The sequence below is a fragment of the Streptomyces sp. NPDC002838 genome (assembly GCF_040295365.1).
Classification (GTDB): Bacteria; Actinomycetota; Actinomycetes; order Streptomycetales; family Streptomycetaceae; genus Streptomyces.
This window is the reverse complement of record NZ_JBEOVF010000005.1, coordinates 180,001-198,892: the sequence shown is the minus strand read 5'-3', so window position 1 is coordinate 198,892 and position 18,892 is coordinate 180,001. Positions and strand designations below refer to the sequence as shown.

16 protein-coding genes are annotated in these 18,892 nt (G+C 70.3%); 9 read left to right on the top strand and 7 right to left on the bottom strand.

Features of this window, described 5'->3' with window-relative positions; translation table 11 throughout:
- The first annotated feature begins 202 nt into the window (after positions 1–202).
- A complete protein-coding gene (locus ABT063_RS09520) occupies positions 203–1,357 on the top strand; it encodes a serine hydrolase domain-containing protein (RefSeq protein WP_351056624.1) in 1,155 nt (384 codons plus the stop codon).
- 231 nt (positions 1,358–1,588) lie between these two features.
- Positions 1,589–3,874, top strand: coding sequence for a protein kinase domain-containing protein (locus tag ABT063_RS09515; protein WP_351056623.1), 2,286 nt, complete (start codon positions 1,589–1,591; stop codon positions 3,872–3,874).
- Between the two features lie 57 nt (positions 3,875–3,931).
- Here the strand turns inward: ABT063_RS09515 and ABT063_RS09510 are convergent, their stop codons facing one another.
- A complete protein-coding gene (locus tag ABT063_RS09510) occupies positions 3,932–5,371 on the bottom strand; it encodes a gamma-aminobutyraldehyde dehydrogenase (RefSeq protein ID WP_351056622.1) in 1,440 nt (479 codons plus the stop codon).
- A 169-nt stretch (positions 5,372–5,540) separates the two neighbouring features.
- Between ABT063_RS09510 and ABT063_RS09505 the strand changes: the two genes are divergently transcribed.
- The 7 genes from ABT063_RS09505 to ABT063_RS09475 all read left to right on the top strand — a co-directional run bounded on the left by ABT063_RS09505 (position 5,541) and on the right by ABT063_RS09475 (position 12,259).
- Positions 5,541–6,065, top strand: coding sequence for an Lrp/AsnC family transcriptional regulator (locus ABT063_RS09505; protein WP_095747877.1), 525 nt, complete (start codon positions 5,541–5,543; stop codon positions 6,063–6,065).
- 2 nt (positions 6,066–6,067) lie between these two features.
- Complete coding sequence (locus tag ABT063_RS09500) at positions 6,068–7,441, top strand: aspartate aminotransferase family protein (protein ID WP_351056621.1); 1,374 nt, start codon at positions 6,068–6,070, stop codon at positions 7,439–7,441.
- A gap of 182 nt (positions 7,442–7,623) precedes the next feature.
- Positions 7,624–8,364, top strand: coding sequence for an ABC transporter ATP-binding protein (locus ABT063_RS09495; protein ID WP_351056620.1), 741 nt, complete (start codon positions 7,624–7,626; stop codon positions 8,362–8,364).
- The gene (locus ABT063_RS09490; protein ID WP_351056619.1) at positions 8,346–9,752 is read left to right on the top strand and encodes a hypothetical protein; all 1,407 of its coding nucleotides are present in this window, start codon (positions 8,346–8,348) and stop codon (positions 9,750–9,752) included. Before ABT063_RS09495 ends, ABT063_RS09490 begins: the two co-directional genes overlap by 19 nt.
- Before the next feature lie 91 nt (positions 9,753–9,843).
- A complete protein-coding gene (locus tag ABT063_RS09485; RefSeq protein ID WP_351056618.1) occupies positions 9,844–10,257 on the top strand; it encodes a VOC family protein in 414 nt (137 codons plus the stop codon).
- A gap of 25 nt (positions 10,258–10,282) precedes the next feature.
- Positions 10,283–11,404: an LOG family protein gene (locus ABT063_RS09480; protein ID WP_351056617.1), complete on the top strand. Its 1,122-nt coding sequence runs from the start codon at positions 10,283–10,285 to the stop codon at positions 11,402–11,404.
- A 180-nt stretch (positions 11,405–11,584) separates the two neighbouring features.
- Positions 11,585–12,259, top strand: a complete 675-nt coding sequence (locus ABT063_RS09475; RefSeq protein ID WP_351056616.1) for an LAETG motif-containing sortase-dependent surface protein — start codon at positions 11,585–11,587, stop codon at positions 12,257–12,259.
- A 57-nt stretch (positions 12,260–12,316) separates the two neighbouring features.
- Here the strand turns inward: ABT063_RS09475 and ABT063_RS09470 are convergent, their stop codons facing one another.
- The 6 genes from ABT063_RS09470 to ABT063_RS09445 form a co-directional block, all read right to left on the bottom strand.
- Positions 12,317–13,114, bottom strand: coding sequence for a maleylpyruvate isomerase family mycothiol-dependent enzyme (locus tag ABT063_RS09470; protein ID WP_351056615.1), 798 nt, complete (start codon positions 13,112–13,114; stop codon positions 12,317–12,319).
- A gap of 23 nt (positions 13,115–13,137) precedes the next feature.
- Complete coding sequence (locus ABT063_RS09465; RefSeq protein ID WP_351056614.1) at positions 13,138–14,157, bottom strand: ABC transporter ATP-binding protein; 1,020 nt, start codon at positions 14,155–14,157, stop codon at positions 13,138–13,140.
- On the bottom strand, positions 14,158–15,825 hold the full coding sequence (locus ABT063_RS09460) for an ABC transporter permease (RefSeq protein WP_351056613.1): 1,668 nt from the start codon (positions 15,823–15,825) through the stop codon (positions 14,158–14,160). It lies immediately after the preceding gene.
- Positions 15,801–16,877 carry a thiamine ABC transporter substrate-binding protein gene (locus tag ABT063_RS09455; RefSeq protein ID WP_351056612.1) on the bottom strand — a complete coding sequence of 359 codons (1,077 nt, stop codon included), beginning with the start codon at positions 16,875–16,877 and terminating at the stop codon, positions 15,801–15,803. Before ABT063_RS09455 ends, ABT063_RS09460 begins: the two co-directional genes overlap by 25 nt.
- 236 nt (positions 16,878–17,113) lie before the next feature.
- Positions 17,114–18,220: a dual-specificity RNA methyltransferase RlmN gene (rlmN, locus tag ABT063_RS09450; protein WP_351056611.1), complete on the bottom strand. Its 1,107-nt coding sequence runs from the start codon at positions 18,218–18,220 to the stop codon at positions 17,114–17,116.
- 146 nt (positions 18,221–18,366) lie between these two features.
- Positions 18,367–18,816 (bottom strand): SRPBCC family protein, encoded by a 450-nt coding sequence (locus ABT063_RS09445; RefSeq protein WP_351056610.1) that lies wholly within the window; start codon positions 18,814–18,816, stop codon positions 18,367–18,369.
- Positions 18,817–18,892: the final 76 nt, after the last annotated feature.

Genomic DNA, 18,892 nt, shown 5'->3' with positions numbered 1-18,892 from the left:
CGTCCGCGATAACAGTTTTTTGGCATCCCTTCGGCCCCCCTTCGACCTCCCTTAGGGGTGCTCCCCCACAACGCCCTTGTCCGGCAGCGCACTTGCTCGGGGTCGGACCAGGGGCCGGTGCCCTACTCACAGACGATCCGGAGGGCGGCGTACGGCCACAGGATGATCACAAACACATTCCGTCGACCTCCGGAGCAGCCGCATGCGCGCCCGCCGCCGTACGACCGTCCTCGCCGCCTCCCTCGTCCTCGCCCTGGGCGCCGGCCCACTGGCCGCCCCCGCGTTCGCGGCCTCCGCTCCGGCGGCCGCGCACACCACGACGACCGGCCTGGACACCAAGGCCCTGAAGGCCGCGCTCAAGGGCCTCCCGGACCAGGACGCCACGGCGGCCCTCGTCCGGGTCGGCGGCACCGACGGCACCTGGCGCTGCAGCGCGGGCGTGCACGACCTGGCGAGCGGCCGGGCGGCGGACCCGGACGCGCGTTTCCGGGCGGGTTCGACGACGAAGGTGGTGACGGCGGCCGTGGTCCTGCAGCTCGCGGCGGAGGGCGAGGTCCGTCTGGACAGGCCCGTGCAGCACTACCTCCCGGGGCTGCTGACCCGCGACTTCAGGCCGATCACCGTACGGCAGCTGCTGAACCACACCAGTGGCATCCAGCCGGGCAAAGCCCTCGGGGACAGCTTCGAGGAGGTGTACGCGCACCGCTTCGACACGCTGACGCCCCAGGAGGTCGTGGCATCGGCCGTGGCGAAGGGACCGGAGTTCCGCCCGGGCCGCAAGCAGCACTATCTGAACATCAACTACACGATCCTCGGCCTGCTGATCGAGAAGGTGACGGGACACTCGTACGCCTCGGAGGCCACCCGGCGCGTCCTGCTGCCCGCCGGGATGCGGGACACGTACTTCCCCGGCACCGACCCGACCATCCGGGGGCCGCACAACCACGGCTACCAGGCGGTGAAGCGGGCCGATGGCACGACGGAGTTCGTGGACGTGACGGACTGGAATCACGCAGACAGATGGGCGGCCGGCGACATGATCTCCACGACGGCGGACCTGGAGCACCTGCTGACCCACCTGTTCCGCGGTGACTTGGTCCCCCCGCCGCAGCTGAAGGAGATGTTCACGGTGCCGAAGGGCATCAAGGGCGCCACCATGAGCGCCGGTCTACAGCGCTTCGAGTTCGAGGGCCGGGTCTACTGGCTCAAGTCCGGCGCCCGATACGGCTACGGCACGGTGATCGCCGCGACCCGCGACCTGTCGCGCACGCTGGTGGTGTCCGTGGGCGCGACGGACGCGAAGAGCGAGGCCATGAACCCGGTGACCGAACGGATCGCGCGGGCGGCGCTCAAGTAGCGAGGGCCGGTACGAATCACCCGCCGGGCGCGGTTGCCGCGCAGTCAATGCGCCCGAATTCCACGGAAAAGGAAGAGCACTTACGCCAAGGTAAGCACCCGCAGCTGCACAGGACCGCCAACTTTTGGCCACTTCAGCCTCTAGTCTGCTCATAGACTCTGCTTGGGCGACCCCGCCCCGCTGCACAACCGGTCTCTCCCCCGTCCGCACCGAGAACAGGCAACTCAGGTCATGGAACCACTTGGCCCAGAGGATCCCGAGCGGCTAGGTCCCTACCGTCTGGTGGCCCGGCTGGGCGCCGGCGGTATGGGCCGGGTCTATCTGGCCACGTCCGCGCGTGGGCGCATCGTCGCGGTCAAGGCCGTCCGCCCCGAGATGATGGGGGACAAGAGCTTCCGGATCCGCTTCCGCAGAGAGGTGGAGGCGGCGAGGGCGGTCAGCGGCCCCTATACGCTGCCCGTGGCGGACGCCGAGCCGGATGCCGACACGCCCTGGCTGGCCACCACCTTCATACCCGGACCGACGCTGGCCGAGGCGGTCGACGAGCACGGGCCGCTTCCGGTGGAATCGGTGCTGGCGCTGGGCGCCGGCATCGCCGAGGCGCTGATCGCCGTGCACGCCGCCGGACTGGTGCACCGCGACCTCAAGCCGTCCAACGTACTGCTCGCCGCGGACGGCCCGCGCGTCATCGACTTCGGCATCGTCCGGGCCAGCGACGGCTACAACCTCACCCGCTCCGGAGTCCTGTTCGGCTCCTTCGAGTACATGTGTCCCGAGCAGGCCACCGGCCATGGGATGGGGCCGGCGGGGGACGTCTTCGCCCTCGGATCACTTCTCACGTTCGCCTCGACCGGGCACGCGCCGTTCAGCGGTTCGGCGGCGGCCACCCTGCTCTACCAGGTGGTGCACGGCACGCCCGACCTGACGGGAGTACCCGACCCGCTGGACAGGATCCTCAGCCTCTGTCTCGCCAGGGAACCGGCTCTCCGGATCACCCCGGACCGGCTTTCCGCGGCCTGTGCGCCCGGCGGCGTGGAGCAGCTGCTGGCGGAGGCCTGGCCGCCCCCGCAGGTGGCCGCCTCCATCGGCCGCCGTACGGCGGCCGTGACCGCTCTCGGCATCCCGCAACAGGACCTGGTCACGGTCTCCCCCGGCCTGGGCCCCTCGACGCCGGGCACCGTCGGCCAGGACCGGGCGAGCTACGCCACGATGGCGTTCTCGACGTCCGGCGCCGGTGCCCCCCACCGCATCGGTGGGGCCGGTACGACCGTCGAGCCACCGGAACCGCAGCCCACCTTCCCTCAAGAACCGGGACCGAGACCCGAACACCCCGTTCCGCCCGCACATCGCCGCGCCCCCTCGCGGGCCGGGCTCACCCGGCGCACGGTCCTCGCCGCGGCGGCGGGCACGGCGGTGGTCGGCGGCAGCGCGGCCGTGCTGATCTCCCGGAAGAAGACGGCCGAAAAGCCCCTCGGCCCGGCTCCGCAGCCGGAATGGAGCTACCGCAGCGACCCGCTGGTCCAGGCCCCGGCCGCCTTCAACGACGGCACGGCTCTGATCAAGACCCGCTCCGGAACCCTGGTCTGTCTCGATCTCAAGGACGGCACGCGGCCCAAGTGGAGCTACGCGGGCATCAGCCCGTCACCCACCCCGGCCCTGCTGGTCCACGACGCCGTGGTCGCGCTCGGCGAAGGCGCGGTCGTCATCGGTGTCGACCCGGTCAGCGGCACCGAGCGGTTGACCCTCGACTTCGGTTCGGGCTACCGGTTCGACACGCTGCTCGGCAGTCACAGCGACCGCGCTGTCACCATCATCGGTGTCCGACTCCAGCGCCGGTCCGACGAGGGAGGGATCGCGACGTCCACGAACACGGTCTTCCGCACCGACCTCCAGGTCCGTCGGGCCGATGTCGTGCCCATCAGCGCGGAAGACGTCGGGATCCCGCTGAAGCCGGTCGTCCTCCCCGGCTATTTCGTCTATGCCGACGGCCTGCGCAATGTGACGGTCCGGGACACCGGCAACAGCGGCGTGCGCTGGAAGCATCCCGTGGGCTACGACCTCCGACCGGGCGTGGCCGTGCTCGGCCGGACGGTGTTCGCCATCGGCCGCGGGCTCATCGCGCTGGACCTCGTGACCGGCAAACTCCGCTGGCAGGTTGACGCCGAGCACGGCGAGTTCGCCTCGCTCGGCGTGGCGGGCGACGCGGTGTACGTCACCGGTACGGAGCCGTACGGCGTGTACGCCTTCGACGCCGCGAACGGCTCCCAGCGCTGGTTCTGCCCCACCCCGCGCCTCAACGTGGACAACCCGGTCACCACGGGAGCCCGTGCGGTCTATGTCCCAGCCTTCGAGAACGTGAGCGGCTTCTACGCGATCGACGCCGCTCGCGGCAGCCTGCTGTGGAACTTCACCGACGGCCTGGACAGAGGTGTCCACGACTGGCAGCTCGCCTGCGACGGCGCCGGGCACCTCGTGGCCCAGCACTTCGACCACACGTACTGCGTGCGGGAGTCCTGAGGGCGGCGGCCCCGGTCGGATCGTCCTCCGTCCGGGACCGCGCGCCGACGCGAAGCCTCACGCGTCCAGCGACGTCATCACATGCTTGATCCGCGTGTAGTCGTCGAAGCCGTACGCCGACAGGTCCTTGCCGTACCCGGACTTCTTGAAGCCGCCGTGCGGCATCTCGGCGACCAGCGGGATGTGGGTGTTGATCCACACGCAGCCGAAGTCGAGCCTCTTGGACATCCGCATCGCGCGGGAGTGGTCCTTGGTCCACACCGAGGAGGCGAGGGCGTACTCGACGCCGTTGGCCCACCGCACGGCCTGGTCCTCGTCGGAGAAGGACTGGACGGTGATGACCGGTCCGAAGACCTCCTTCTGGATGATCTCGTCGTCCTGCTTGACGCCGGAGACGACGGTCGGGGCGAAGAAGTACCCCTGGTCGCCGACCCGCTTACCGCCGGTCTCCACGCGCGCGTGGGCGGGCAGGCGGTTGATGAAGCCCTCGACCTGCGCGAGCTGGTTGGGGTTGTTGAGCGGGCCGTACAGCACGTCCTCGTCGTCCGGCCGGCCCGTCTTGGTGTCGGCGGCGGCCTTGGCGAGCGCGGAGACGAACTCGTCGTGGATGGCCTCGTGGACGAGGACGCGGCAGGCGGCCGTACAGTCCTGGCCCGCGTTGAAGAAACCCGCGACCGAGATGTCCTCGACGGCCTTGGCGATGTCGGTGTCCTCGAAGACGACGACCGGCGCCTTGCCGCCCAGCTCCAGGTGGACGCGCTTGACGTCCTTGGACGCGGACTCCGCGACCTGCGCGCCGGCCCGGACGGAGCCGGTGATGGAGGCCATCGCCGGGGTCGGGTGCTCGACCATCATGCGGCCGGTCTCGCGGTCGCCGCACAGGACGTTGAAGACGCCCTTGGGGAGGATCGAGCCGAGGATCTCCGCGATGAGGACGGTGGAGGCGGGGGTGGTGTCGGACGGCTTCAGCACGACCGTGTTGCCCGCCGCGATCGCCGGGGCGAACTTCCACACGGCCATCATCATCGGGTAGTTCCACGGCGCGACCTGCGCGCAGACGCCGACCGGCTCGCGGCGGACGATCGAGGTCAGCCCCTCCATGTACTCGCCGGCGCTGCGCCCCTCCAGCATCCGGGCCGCGCCCGCGAAGAAGCGGATCTGGTCGACCATCGGCGGGATCTCCTCGGAGCGGGTCAGCCCGACCGGCTTGCCCGTGTTCTCCACCTCGGCCGTGATGAGCTCCTCGGCGCGCTCCTCGAACGCGTCCGCGATCTTCAGGAGGGCCTTCTGGCGCTCGGCGGGGGTCGTGTCGCGCCAGCCGGGGAAGGCCGCGGCGGCAGCCGCCATCGCGGCGTCGACGTCCGCCTGCCCGGACAGCGGCGCGGTCGCGTACGCCTCGCCCGTCGCGGGGTTGACCACCTCAGTGGTCCGTCCGTCGACGGCGTCCCGGAACTCACCGTCGATGTAGTTGCGCAGACGACGCAGCTCGGTGCTCACTGCCGGCCCTCCTGTCAGGTCGAACTGTCCATTCCTTGAGACACCCACCCTAGTCCGCCGCCCCACGTTTTCAACAGCCCCGATCGCGCCAACGCTGCGAAATCCGCAGGTCCTCGTCACGAAAACAACGAATTTCATCGATGCAGCCTTGCGAAATTGTCGAGACGTCGTGCACAGTGACGTCGTGGCCAGTCGAAGCGCAGACCCCAGGGACTCCCGGGATTCCCGCGAGTCCAGGAACGGCACCCCCCACCTGGATGCCGTCTCCCTCGCCATCATCGAACAGCTCCAGGAGGACGGCCGCCGGCCGTACGCCGCCATCGGCAAGGCCGTCGGCCTGTCCGAGGCGGCCGTGCGCCAGCGCGTCCAGAAGCTGCTCGACCAGGGCGTGATGCAGATCGTCGCCGTCACGGACCCGCTCACCGTGGGTTTCCGGCGCCAGGCGATGGTCGGCGTCAACGTCGAGGGCGACGTGGAGTCCGTGGCCGACGCGCTGAGCGCCATGTCCGAATGCGAGTACGTGGTGATGACCGCGGGCTCCTTCGACCTGATGGTGGAGATCGTCTGCGAGGACGACGACCACCTCCTGGACGTCATCAACAAACGCATGCGAGCCATCCCCGGCGTGCGCTCCACCGAGAGCTTCGTCTACCTCAAGCTCAAGAAGCAGACCTACATGTGGGGAACCCGATAACCGTGACCACCGACAGCCCCAAGGACCTCAGCCGGACCGCGTACGACCACCTGTGGATGCACTTCACCCGCATGTCCTCGTACGAGAACTCGCCCGTCCCCACGATCGTCCGGGGCGAGGGCACCCACATCTACGACGACAAGGGCAAACGCTACCTCGACGGTCTCGCGGGTCTGTTCGTGGTCCAGGCCGGTCACGGCCGCACGGAGCTGGCCGAGACCGCCTTCAAGCAGGCGCAGGAGCTGGCGTTCTTCCCGGTGTGGTCCTACGCCCACCCCAAGGCCGTGGAGCTGGCGGAGCGCCTCGCGCAGTACGCGCCGGGCGACCTCAACAAGGTCTTCTTCACCACCGGCGGCGGCGAGGCGGTCGAGACCGCCTGGAAGCTCGCCAAGCAGTACTTCAAGCTGACCGGCAAGCCCACCAAGCACAAGGTGATCTCCCGCGCGGTCGCCTACCACGGCACCCCCCAGGGAGCCCTGTCCATCACCGGCCTGCCGGCCCTGAAGGCCCCCTTCGAGCCGCTGGTCCCGGGCGCGCACAAGGTCCCGAACACCAACATCTACCGGGCACCCCTGTTCGGCGACGACCCCGTGGCCTTCGGCCGCTGGGCCGCCGACCAGATCGAGCAGCAGATCCTCTTCGAGGGCCCGGACACCGTCGCCGCCGTCTTCCTGGAGCCGGTGCAGAACGCCGGCGGCTGCTTCCCACCCCCGCCCGGCTACTTCCAGCGCGTGCGCGAGATCTGCGACAAGTACGACGTGCTGCTCGTCTCGGACGAGGTCATCTGCGCCTTCGGCCGCCTGGGCACGATGTTCGCCTGCGACAAGTTCGGCTACGTCCCGGACATGATCACCTGCGCCAAGGGCATGACGTCCGGTTACTCCCCCATCGGCGCGTGCATCATCTCGGACCGCCTCGCCGAGCCCTTCTACAAGGGCGACAACACCTTCCTGCACGGATACACCTTCGGCGGCCACCCGGTCTCCGCGGCCGTGGGCCTGGCGAACCTCGACCTGTTCGAGCGCGAGGGCCTCAACCAGCACGTGCTCGACAACGAGTCCGCGTTCCGCGCCACCCTGGAGAAGCTGCACGACCTGCCGATCGTCGGCGACGTCCGCGGCAACGGCTTCTTCTACGGCATCGAGCTGGTGAAGGACAAGGCGACGAAGGAGTCCTTCAGCGCGGAGGAGACGGAGCGGGTCCTCTACGGCTTCCTCTCCAAGGCCCTGTTCGACAACGGCCTGTACTGCCGTGCCGACGACCGCGGCGACCCGGTCGTCCAACTGGCCCCGCCGCTGATCTCCAGCCAGGACACGTTCGACGAGATCGAACAGATCCTGCGCGCGACCCTGACTCAGGCGTGGACCAAGCTGTAGCCTCCGGCGGTTCCGCGGCCCGGGTGCACCCGTACGAGTGAGAAGGGGGCGCCTGGGCCGCGTGCTGTCCGGCGTTCCCGCCCAGGATCCTTAGCGTGCCCTGTAACCGATCGCCCCTGCCTTCGTTCCCCCGCACGGGGGATTGGCAAAGGGAATTACGGATCTGAACGAGGTGTACGCCCATGGAGGCCCCGCCGGACAACGACGTGCTCTGGGCACGGTCACTGCACTTCACCCACCGGGACGGCTCCCCCGGGCTGGCCGGCGTCTCGCTCGGCGTCCGCGAGGGCGAGATCCTCGCCGTCGCCGGCCCGCGCGGCAGCGGCAAGACGACCCTGCTGCGGTGCCTGTCCGGTCTGGTCCCGGCACATCGCGGCGAGGTCTGGTTCAACAGTGCCCCCGTGCACACCATGGGCCTGATCGCCCGCGAACGCCTCCGCCGCGACCGCTTCGGCTGGATCGACCCGTCCCCCGCCCTCGTCCCCGAGCTGAACGTCTGGGAGAACGCGGCCCTCCCTCTGATGCTGCGCGGCACCAGCCGCCGCCGCGCCAAGACGGCCGCCATGGAGTGGCTGGAGCGCCTGGACATCGGCGACAGCACACGCAAACGCCCGCACGAACTGCGTCAGGCGGAGCGCCAGCGCGTGTGCATCGCGCGGGCTCTCGCCCCGGCCCCCACGGTGCTGTTCGCCGACGAACCGACGGCCCCTCTGCACCGCGAGGACCGCACCCACGCCCTGCGCACCCTCACCACGGCGGCCCGCTCCCACGGCATCACGGTGGTGCTGGCCACCCACGAGGCGGAGACGGCGGCCCTCGCCGACCGTACGGTGTCCCTGCTGGACGGGCGGCGCGTGAACACCGTTCACCTGCCCCCGGTCACCGAGACGGAAGGCCGGGCCACGTGCTCGCTCTCCGTCTGACCCGCGGCGCCCACCCGGCCGTCCAACTCCGCCGTCTGCTGGTGGCGGCGGCATCGGCCGGCACGGGCTTCCTCCTCCTGGGCAGCCTCGGCTACGCCATGAGCCACCCCGACACCCCCGACGCCTCCCTCCTCCGGCTGGCCTGGTGCGCGACCCCGCTGGCCGCGACGGCCCACTTCGCGGTCGCGGTCGCCCGCACCGACCCGGCGGCCAGGCCCCGCCCCGGCCTCTCGGCGATCGGCCTCGGCCCGGCCCGCCTGATGGCCGTCTCGGCGACGACGACGGCCCTGTCCTGCACGCTCGGCTCGATGCTGGCGCTGCTCTTCTTCCTCCACCTCCGCGGAGACCTGACGGGCATGCCGTTCGACGGCGCGGCAGCGGAGTTCCTGGCAGCGGACAAGCCCTTGCCCGTCCCGGCGGCCCTGACCCTGCTGACGCTGGTACCGGTGATCGCTTCGATGGCGGTGGCGGTGGCACTGAGTCCGCGGGACGACCGGCCGGCGGCATCGACACGGGCTGGGATCCGGTCGTACGGCCGCTTCGGCGCGTACGGCATGTCGGCGATGCGGGAGACGTTCGGAGCGTACGGCCGCTTCGGCGCACGCTTTAGCCCCACCGCGGACAGCCGCCGCCGTCAGGCAGCGGACAGTCGTGCCGCTGGGACGGCGCCCGTTCCACAGAAGGACGCCACCCCGCGAGCGCCGGGCGAGACGGACGTCTCGGCCGAGGCCCCGGGCGACGACCCCGCCGACCTGAACACCGGCGTGCTCCCCCCACCACCCCGAGAGACCCCCCGAGACCTCCCCTGGGGCATCGCCGTACTCGCCGCGGGCCTGGCCGTGGAGGCGTACACCGGCCGCACCGAATACACCCCCACCCTCACCATGCCCGGCGGCCTGGGCGGAGCCCCTTCCGTCCTCGTCGGCTGGAGCCTCACCGCCCTCGGCCTGGCCCTCGCCGGCCCCGGCCTCACCCACCTCTGCGGACGTCTTCTCCAGACCGTCCGCCCCGGCGCGCTTCGCCTCCTCGCCGGCCGGATCCTCATGGCGGAAGCCACCCGCATCGGCCGCCCCCTCGGCGTCGTCTGCGCGGTGGCGTCGGGGACGTACGTCATGGCCGGGCTGTACGCCTCGGACGGACCGTCGTTCGGCCCGCTCACCACCCTCGGCCTGCTCCTGGTCACCGGCTGCACGGTCGCGACGCTCCTCACGGCCGCCGTGGAGGCCAGGCAGGCCCGCGCCGACACCACGGCCGCACTGGTCCGGCTCGGTGCCCCCACCACGATGCTGCGCAGCGCCGCCGCCCTCCGCGCGGGCGCGCTGCTGGCCCTGTTCGGCCCGCTCACGCTGATCGTCGCCGAGCTGGCGGCGCTTCCGCTGGCCCGCTGAAATCCGTACGAAAAAAATCTCCGACGGCCGATGAGTTCCGCCGAGGTGCCCGGTCTACCCACCGAACATCACAACCCGATGGGAGAGACCGATGAGCGCGTACCAGCAGATGATCTTCGTGAACCTGCCCGTGAACGACCTCGATGCCTCGAAGAAGTTCTTCACGGAGCTCGGGTTCTCGATCAACCCGCAGTTCAGCGACGAGAACGCCGCCTCCGTCGTGATCAGCGACACCATCGTCGCGATGCTGCTCACCAAGCCGTTCTACGCGACCTTCACCGAGAAGGAGATCGCGGACGCCACCAAGACCAGCGAGGTGCTGATCTGTCTGAGCGCCGAGAGCCGCGAGAAGGTCGACGAACTGGTCGAGAAGGCGGTCGCGGCCGGCGGCACGGCGTCGGACAAGGTCCAGGACATGGACTTCATGTACGGCCGCGCCTTCGACGACATCGACGGCCACACCTGGGAGGTCATGTGGATGGACCCGTCTGCCGTCGAGGGCTGAACCCACCTGTGCCTAGCATGGGCGCGTGCAGACGATGCCCGCCCATGCGGCCCACCACAGCGACCGTGAGATCGAGACCCTCCAGGAGTTCGACGCGACCGTCTCGGCGCGTGGCACACTCGCCGGATTCCGTGTCCAGGCCGTCGATCTGACGGACCGTACGCGGGAGTTGCTCACCACGGACACGGCGGGCGCCGTCTTTCTCGGCTGCCCCATGCGGGAGGACGCGGCCGTCAAGATACGCGCGGACGGCGCCATGGTCTTCCCGCCCGTCCCCGGTCTCCCCTTCGACCCGTACCGGGGCCTGGTCTACTCTCCCGACGAGCTCTTCGAGTTCCTCGCGGACGGCTACGAGGTCACGCCCGACGCCCGCTCGTACGCCTGGTTCCAGCAGACCAAGGCCGACCGCGACATCTTCGCCTCGATGCTGCGCGCGGTCCACGACGACTCCGTCTCCGACGCCCTCGACGAACTCCTCGTCGGCGCCCGGGTGGTGGGCGTGATGGGCGGCCACGCGATGGCCCGCGGCACGGAGGCCTACGCCGGTGCCGCGGGTCTCGGCCGGGAACTGGCCCGCGCCGGGTTCACGGTGGCCACCGGCGGCGGCCCGGGCGCGATGGAGGCGGCGAACCTCGGCGCGTACGCGGCTCCGTTCGACGACGAGATGCTGGCCGACTCGCTCCAACTCCTCGCCAAGTCCCCGAAGTTCACGCCCTCGATCACCGAGTGGGCGAGGGCCGCCTTCGAGGTGCGCACCCGCTGGCCGAAGGGCGGCCCCTCCGTCGGCATCCCCACCTGGTTCTACGGCCACGAGCCGCCGAACGCCTTCGCGTCGCACATCGCCAAGTACTTCGCCAACGCCACCCGCGAGGACGGCCTGCTGGCCCGCTCCACCGCGGGCGTGGTGTTCCTGCCGGGAGCCGCCGGCACCGTACAGGAGATCTTCGACAACGCGACGCCCAACTACTACGAGTCGCGGGGCGAGCCCACGCCGATGGTCCTGGTCGACCGCGCCCACTGGACGGAGAAGCTCCCCACCTGGCCCCTGCTCCGGGCGCTCGCGCGGGAGCGGTCGATGGAGTCCCGAATCGCCCTGGTTGACCGGATCGAGGAGGCTCCCGAGGCGTTGAAACGTCTCAGTGGTTAATAAGACGGCAAAGGCGGGCCCCGCAGAGCCCATATGCGTTGACACTCCTTATGCAGCGCTTATAGACCTGTGAGACTCCTGGGGATGCTGATGTCAGATCACCACCCCGCTCACCCCCCGCAGTTGTGCAACTCGTAAAGGACAAACGTGTCCATAACTCGCCGTACCGTCGCACGTTCCGTGCGCATCCTCGGTGTCGCCTCCGCCTCGGCCGCGCTCGCGCTCGGTGCCGCCGGCAACGCGCTCGCCTGCAACATCAACGAGTTCTCCGCCGAAGCGAAGTGCGACGGCGACAAGGGCGTCATCACCGTCACCGACGTGGACCCCGCCGGTATCCCGGCCACCGTCTCCGTGTTCCTCGAGAACAACGGCGCCGACGTGAAGAAGGTCGGTGAGCAGGTGGTCGAGGGCTCGCGCGAGGGCGTCACCATCAGCTTCAAGGAGAACTGGAAGCCGAACGCCGAGTACCGCGTCCACGTCAAGGCCGCGGGCTACGTCGACGAGGACATCAAGCCGAACCTGATCACCCCGGCCACGGCCTGCAAGGCGGACGAGAAGCCGACCCCGACGCCCACCCCGACGCCCACGCCGACGCCGTCGGACTCCGCCTCGACGCCGGCGGCCGAGGAGCCCGGCACGCCGGCCCCGACGCCCTCGGGCAGCGAGAGCACCACGCCCGCGGCGGCCACCCCGAGCAACGCGCCGTCCCCGGCGGCCAATGACTCCAACCTCGCCGAGACGGGCTCGAACTCCAACACCGGCATCATCGCCGGCATCGCGGTCGTGCTGGTCGCGATCGGCGGCGGCGCCGTGTTCTTCGGCATGCGCCGTCGCGGCTCGAGCAACGGCCGCTGACACCCGCTCCGCACACCGCTGTGGCCCGTCCCCGCTCAGGGGGCGGGCCACCGTCGGTCACCCGAAGGTCGCCCGCTCCAGCCAGAACTCCAGCAGCTCACGCTCACCGAGCACCTCCACCTCCGGACTGTCCAGCGGCAGTCGACGGTAGAAGGTGAGCAGTACGGCGGTGAGCGGACCCCTCAGCGCGACGGTCGCCTTCTCATGACCGCGCCGCCAGGCGAGGACGCCCTCGGTGAGCTCGACCACCCACTCGGCGTTCAGCTCGGGGGTGCCGTCGGTGGCGTGCAGATGGATACTGCGCCCCGGCCCGCGCAGCTCGACGGCCGCGTCGTCCGGCATGGTCCGCTGAGCGAACTCCACGATCTGCAGCCACTCGTCGATGGCGTCGGCGGCCACCTCCGGCGCGAGCTCGTAGGGCAGCCCGGCGGCGAGGGTCGCGTCGGCACGGTGGATCGTCAGCTCGTGCGTCATCCGGCGGGCCCAGAAGCCGGAGGTGGGAATACCGGCCCACGCCCACACCTTCGTGTCCGGCCCGGCCTCGCGCAGTGTGCGGACGATCATCTCGCCGGTCTCCGCGAGCCACGCGTCCAGCGCGGCGGCGTCACCCCGGGCCTTTGGCCCGCCGCCCGACGGCACCCGTTCCTCGGGGAGCTCCGCCTCGGCCCGCGTCCGCACCATCAGCTCCACCCAGCGCAGGGCGCCGCCCGTATGCCGTACGAGCTGTTCCAGCGACCAGTCCGGGCAGGTCGGCACGGTGGCGGACAGATCTGCCCCGGAGACCACCACGGCCCTCAGCAGACCGACCTGGTGGGCGATCTCGGCGCAGTAGCGGTCATGTCCGAGCAGCGTCATGCCCGCACCCTATGTGCCCCGGATCACCCGAGCACGACGATTTCGTCCCCGTCGAACTCCACCCCGACCACATCCCCGACCTCCGGCGCCTCCCGCAGCGCACACGCCGCCTCCAGCCGAGGCGCGCCCTCCGGCTGGAGGTGTACGGCGACATGGGTGCCCTTGAAGGTCCGCGCGGCCACCACACAGCGCAGCCCCTCCTCCGCGCCCACGAGCCGTACCCCCGCCGGCCGCACCAGCACACAGCGCACCCCCTGCGCCGCCTCCGCGGGAACCGGCACCTTGCCCCACGGCGTGTCCGCGGCCTCCCCCACGACCGTCCCCTCGACCACGTTCTCGAAGCCGAGGAACCGGGCCACGAACTCGTCCGCCGGCCGCTGCCAGACCTCAAGGGGCGTACCGGACTGGGCGATCCGACCGTCCCGCATCACCACGACCCGGTCGGCGAGCGCGAAGGCCTCGCCCTGGTCGTGCGTCACGGCGAGCACGGTGGTGCCCAACCGGCCGAAGAGCTCCCGCAGTTCGACCACCAGCCGCTCCCGCAGCGAGCGGTCCAGCTGCCCGAGCGGCTCGTCCAGCATCAGCAGCCGCGGCCGGGGCGCGAGGGCCCGGGCCAGCGCCACCCGCTGCTGCTCACCCCCGGACAGCGCGGCCACCGCCCGACGTCCGGCACCCGGAAGCCCGACGAGCTCCAGCAACTCCTGCACCCGCTCACCCTGTTGGACCTTGGGCAGCCCATGCATCCGCAGCCCGAAGGCCACGTTCCCGCCCACGTCCCGCTGCGGAAACAGCTGATGGTCCTGGAACATCAGCCCGACCCCCCGCTTGTGGGCAGGCACGCCCACCTGGTCGCGCCCGTCGAGCAACACCCGCCCGCCGTCCAGTGGTTGCAGCCCGGCCACCGCCCGCAGCAGCGTCGACTTGCCACTGCCACTGGGCCCCAGCACGCACACCACCTCGTGCTCGGCGACATCGAGAGCGACCCCGTCCAGCGCGGCCCGCCCGCCGAACCGTACCGTCGCGTCCTCAAGGCTCAGCAGCATCTAGAACTCCCCGGTCCGGTCGGTACGCAGCCGCTCCAGCACCAGCAGCGCCACGGCACACACCACCATCAGAATCGTGGAAAGGGCCATCGCCTGGCCGTAGTTGAGTTCGCCCGCCCGTCCGAGCAGCCGCGCCACGGCGACCGGCAGCGTCGGATTGTCGGGCCGCGCGATGAACACGGTCGCCCCGAACTCCCCCAGCGACACCGCGAACGCGAACCCGGCCGCGATCAGCAGCGCCCGCCGCACCATCGGCAGATCGACCTCACGCCACACCCGCCACGGCGACGCCCCGAGCACGGCCGCCGCCTCCCGCAGCCGCTGGTCCACGGCCCGCAGCACGGGCAGCATGGTCCGTACGACGAAGGGGACGCCGACCAGCGCCTGCGCGAGCGGCACCAGGATCCAGGAGGCCCTGAGGTCCAGCGGCGGCTCGTCGAGGGCGATCAGGAACCCGAACCCGACGGTCACCGCGGACACCCCGAGCGGCAGCATCAGCAACGCGTCGAACCCGCGCACGAACCCGCCCGCGTCCCGCCGCGTCAACGCGGCCGCGGCCAGACCGCCGATCACCACGGCGATGACGGTGGCGGCGACGGCGTATTGCAGCGAATTGCCGATCGCCTCGATCGGCGGGACGAGGAAGACCCCGCCGTCGCTGCTGGTCAGCGCCCGGTAGTAGCCGAAGTCGGGCGCGTCGAACGACCGCTGCACCAGCACGGCGAGCGGCAGGAGGAGGAGTACGACGATGGTGCCGAGGACGCCGGCCAGCAGACCCCACTGCCCCGCCCCGCGCGGTCGCCGCGCCGTCACGGACGCGTCCACCAGCCGCAGGGCGCTCTCCCGCCGCCGAACGGTCCACGCGTGCAGGGCGAGAATCGCACCCACCGCCACGAACTGGATCAGCGTCAGCACGGCGGCCGTGGACAGGTCGAAGATCTCGGAGGTCTGCCGGTAGATCTCCACTTCCAGGGTCGAGAAGGTCGGCCCGCCGAGGATCTGCACGACACCGAACGACGTGAAGGTGAAGAGGAAGACCATGAGCGCGGCCGCGGACACGGCGGGCGCGAGCGCGGGCAGGGTGACCGTCCGCCAGGCCCGCGTGCGGGACGCGCCGAGCATCCGCGCGGCCTCCTCCTGCCGCGGGTCGAGCTGCGCCCAGAGCCCGCCGACCGTCCGTACGACCACCGCGTAGTTGAAGAAGACGTGCGCGAGCAGGATCGCCCACACGGTCGTGTCGAGGCGTACGCCCCACAGCTCGTCCAGCAGCCCGCCGCGGCCGACGAGGGCCAGGAACGCCGTACCGACGACGACGGTCGGCAGGACGAAGGGGACCGTCACCACGGCCCGCAGGACCTGCTTGCCGGGGAAGTCGAAGCGGGCGAAGACATACGCGCCGGGCAGCGCGATCAGCAGGGTGAGCGCGGTGGAGGCGAGCGCCTGCCAGGTGGTGAACCACAGGACGTGCCGGATGTCGGACTGTCCGAGCACCTCCCACAGACGCCCGAACCGCCACGCCCCGTCGACCCGCAGACCGCGCGCGACGATCGCGGCGACGGGGTAGGCGAAGAAGGCCGCGAAGAACGCGACGGGCACGGCCATGAGACCGAGCCGCGCCGCCGCGCTCCCGCGGATCCTGGCCCCTACTTCAGTACGAGCGAGGTCCACGACTTGACCCACTGGTCACGGTTCTCGGCGATCTCGGCCGGGTCCATCGTCTGGGGATCCTTGGCCTGCGGCCCGTACTTCGTGAACTCGGCCGGCACCTGGGCGCCCTCCCGCACGGGGTAGACGAACATGTTCAGCGGCATGTCCTGCTGAAACTCCTTGGTGAGCAGGAAGTCGAGGAGCGCCTTGCCGCCCTTGGCGTTCGAGGCGCTGCTCAGCAGGCCCGCGTACTCGACCTGGCGGAAGCAGGTGCCGGTGGCGACGCCCGTGGGCGCGGTCGTCGGCTTCGGGTCGGCGTAGATCACCTCGGCGGGCGGCGAGGAGGCGTACGAGACGACGAGCGGCCGGTCGCCGCCGGTCTTCTTGCCGGTGGAGGAGCCGGAGAACTCCTCGTTGTAGGCCTGCTCCCAGCCGTCGACGACCTTCACGCCGTTCGCCTTGAGCTTCTTCCAGTAGTCCTGCCAGCCGTCGCCACCGTACCTGGCGGCGGTCCCGAGCAGGAACCCGAGCCCCGGCGAGGAGGTGGAGGCGTTCTCCGTGACGAGCAGGTTCTTGTACTCCGGCTTGATCAGGTCGTCGAAGGAGGTCGGCGGGGTCAGCTTGTGCTCGCTGAAGTACGCCTTGTCGTAGTTGACGCAGATGTCGCCGGTGTCGATCGGCGTGACCCGGTGCTTGTCCTGGTCGACCCGGTACTCGGGCAGGACCTGGTCGGAGCCCTTCGCCTCGTACGACTGGAACAGGTCGTTGTCCAGCGCGCGCGACAGCAGGGTGTTGTCGACGCCGAAGAAGACGTCGCCCTGCGGGTTGTCCCTGGTGAGGATGGCCTTGTTGACGGCCTGTCCGGCGTCGCCGTCCTTGAGGACCTTGACCTTGTAGCCGGACCGCTTCTCGAAGTCCGCGAGGACGTTCTTCGACACGGCCCACGAGTCGTGGCTGACGAGGGTCACGGTCTTTGGGTCACCGCTGCCGCCGCTGTCGGAGGACCCGCAGGCGGACAGGGTGACAAGCCCCAGCCCGACGGCCAGGACCGTGACCTTCTTGGTGATGCTCACTGAATTCCTCCTGGGATGGACCAGGAAGAGACGCGGCCCTGCCCGGGACCTTCGGAGTTCGGAGAATCCGCGGGTTCCGGGCAGGGCGCAACAGCTCGAGTGATGACCGAACTTCCTACCCAGAATGACCTGGGCGAGGTTCAGAGGGTCTGCGGCCCGTGCCGCACTCTCAGCGCTGTGGCGCTCCCCTGTCGGAATATGAAGATGACTATGAAGATGTACGTACGGAGATCAGACTACCGCTCGGTGGCCGCGAGCTGACCACACGCCCCGTCGATCTCCTGTCCACGGGTGTCCCGGATCGTGACCGGCACACCATGGGCGGCGATGGCCTCCACGAACGCCTTCTCGTCCTCGGGGCGGGATGCGGTCCACTTCGACCCCGGGGTCGGGTTCAGCGGGATCAGGTTGACGTGCACGGGCCTGCCCTTGAGCAGCCGCCCGAGCCGGTCACCGCGCCACGCCTGGTCGTTGATGTCCCGGATCAGCGCGTACTCGATGGACAGCCGGCGCCCGGACCGCTCGACGTACTCGAACCCGGCGTCGAGCACCTCACGCACCTTCCACCGTGTGTTCACGGGGACGAGGGTGTCGCGCAGCTCGTCGTCGGGCGCGTGCAGCGAGATGGCGAGCCGGCACTTGAAACCCTCGTCGGCGAACCGGTGGATCGCCGGGACGAGACCGACGGTCGAGACGGTGATCCCGCGCTGCGAGAGCCCGAGCCCGTCCGGCTCGGGGTCGGTGAGCCGCCGAATGGCCCCGACCACCCGGTTGTAGTTGGCGAGCGGCTCGCCCATGCCCATGAACACGATGTTGCTGAGCCGCGCCGGACCTCCAGGGATCTCCCCGTCCCTCAGGGCCCGCATCCCGTCCACGATCTGGTGCACGATCTCGGCGGTGGACAGGTTCCGGTCCAGTCCCGCCTGCCCCGTGGCGCAGAACGGGCAGTTCATCCCGCACCCCGCCTGGGAGCTGATGCACATGGTCACCCGGTCCGGGTAGCGCATCAGCACCGACTCCACGAGCGTCCCGTCGAACAGCCGCCACAACGTCTTGCGGGTGGTGTCCTCGTCGGTCGACAGATGCCGTACGACGGTCATGAGCTCGGGAAGCAGCGCCTCCTGAAGCCGACCGCGGGAGCCGGCCGGGATATCGGTCCACTCCTGCGGGTCGTGCGCGTACCGCGCGAAGTAGTGCTGCGAGAGCTGCTTGGCACGAAACGGCTTCTCGCCGATCTCGGCGACGGCTTCCTTGCGCTCACCGGGCGTGAGGTCGGCAAGGTGCCGCGGCGGCTTCTTGGCTCCGCGGGGGGCGACGAAAGTGAGTTCTCCGGGCTTAGGCATGGCTGTACCAGTGTCGCAGATCGACAGGTGTGGCCAGGGCGCCGCATCTTGGGCGCCCGTGGACGTACGGCAGCACAGCCGCGGCTTGCCCGCCCGGCCTGGTCGATGAGCGTGTCTGTTTCTACACGGACGGCTACACGGAACGGCTACACGGACGGCTGCTCCAGCAGGTCTTTGAGCAGCTGCTCGTCGCGCGGCAGCTCCTTGCGGGCCTGTGGGCGGGCGACGAGCGGTACGAACAGCTTGCCCATGCCGTGCCCCTCGAAGTCGAGCTCCACCGTCACGCGGGAGCGGCGCCCCTCGTCGAGCGGCTCGATCTCACCGTGGACACGCGGCCTGACGGGACCGTCGATCCCGCGCAGACCCCAGCTGTACGGCGGCGCGTGCTCGGTGTACTCCACGGTCATCGGGAACTCGCGGGTGCCGAGGCGCCGGATGACCCGGACGCGGGAGCCGGTATGCAGGGGACCCTCGTCGAGCCGCTCCGCGGAGACGGCACTCAGCTGCCATTCCGGCAGATGGGAGGGGTCGGTGACATACGCGTAGACGTCGTCGGGGCTGCGGTCGACGTCGATCACTTCTCGGATGGCGGACATCGCGCCCTCCTTCCAGGGCGTCCCTCTTCGAGGGCCGGGGCGGTCCCCTTCGAGGGCCTACACCGGAAATCGTCCC

Bases quoted from the DNA above. Each gene is read 5' to 3' on its own strand.
- ABT063_RS09515 (WP_351056623.1), top strand. From the start codon at position 1,589: ATGGAACCACTTGGCCCAGAGGATCCCGAGCGGCTAGGTCCCTACCGT.
- ABT063_RS09520 (WP_351056624.1), top strand. From the start codon at position 203: ATGCGCGCCCGCCGCCGTACGACCGTCCTCGCCGCCTCCCTCGTCCTC.
- rlmN (WP_351056611.1), bottom strand. From the start codon at position 18,220: ATGCCTAAGCCCGGAGAACTCACTTTCGTCGCCCCCCGCGGAGCCAAG.
- ABT063_RS09495 (WP_351056620.1), top strand. From the start codon at position 7,624: ATGGAGGCCCCGCCGGACAACGACGTGCTCTGGGCACGGTCACTGCAC.
- ABT063_RS09445 (WP_351056610.1), bottom strand. From the start codon at position 18,816: ATGTCCGCCATCCGAGAAGTGATCGACGTCGACCGCAGCCCCGACGAC.
- ABT063_RS09485 (WP_351056618.1), top strand. From the start codon at position 9,844: ATGAGCGCGTACCAGCAGATGATCTTCGTGAACCTGCCCGTGAACGAC.
- ABT063_RS09470 (WP_351056615.1), bottom strand. From the start codon at position 13,114: ATGACGCTGCTCGGACATGACCGCTACTGCGCCGAGATCGCCCACCAG.
- ABT063_RS09465 (WP_351056614.1), bottom strand. From the start codon at position 14,157: ATGCTGCTGAGCCTTGAGGACGCGACGGTACGGTTCGGCGGGCGGGCC.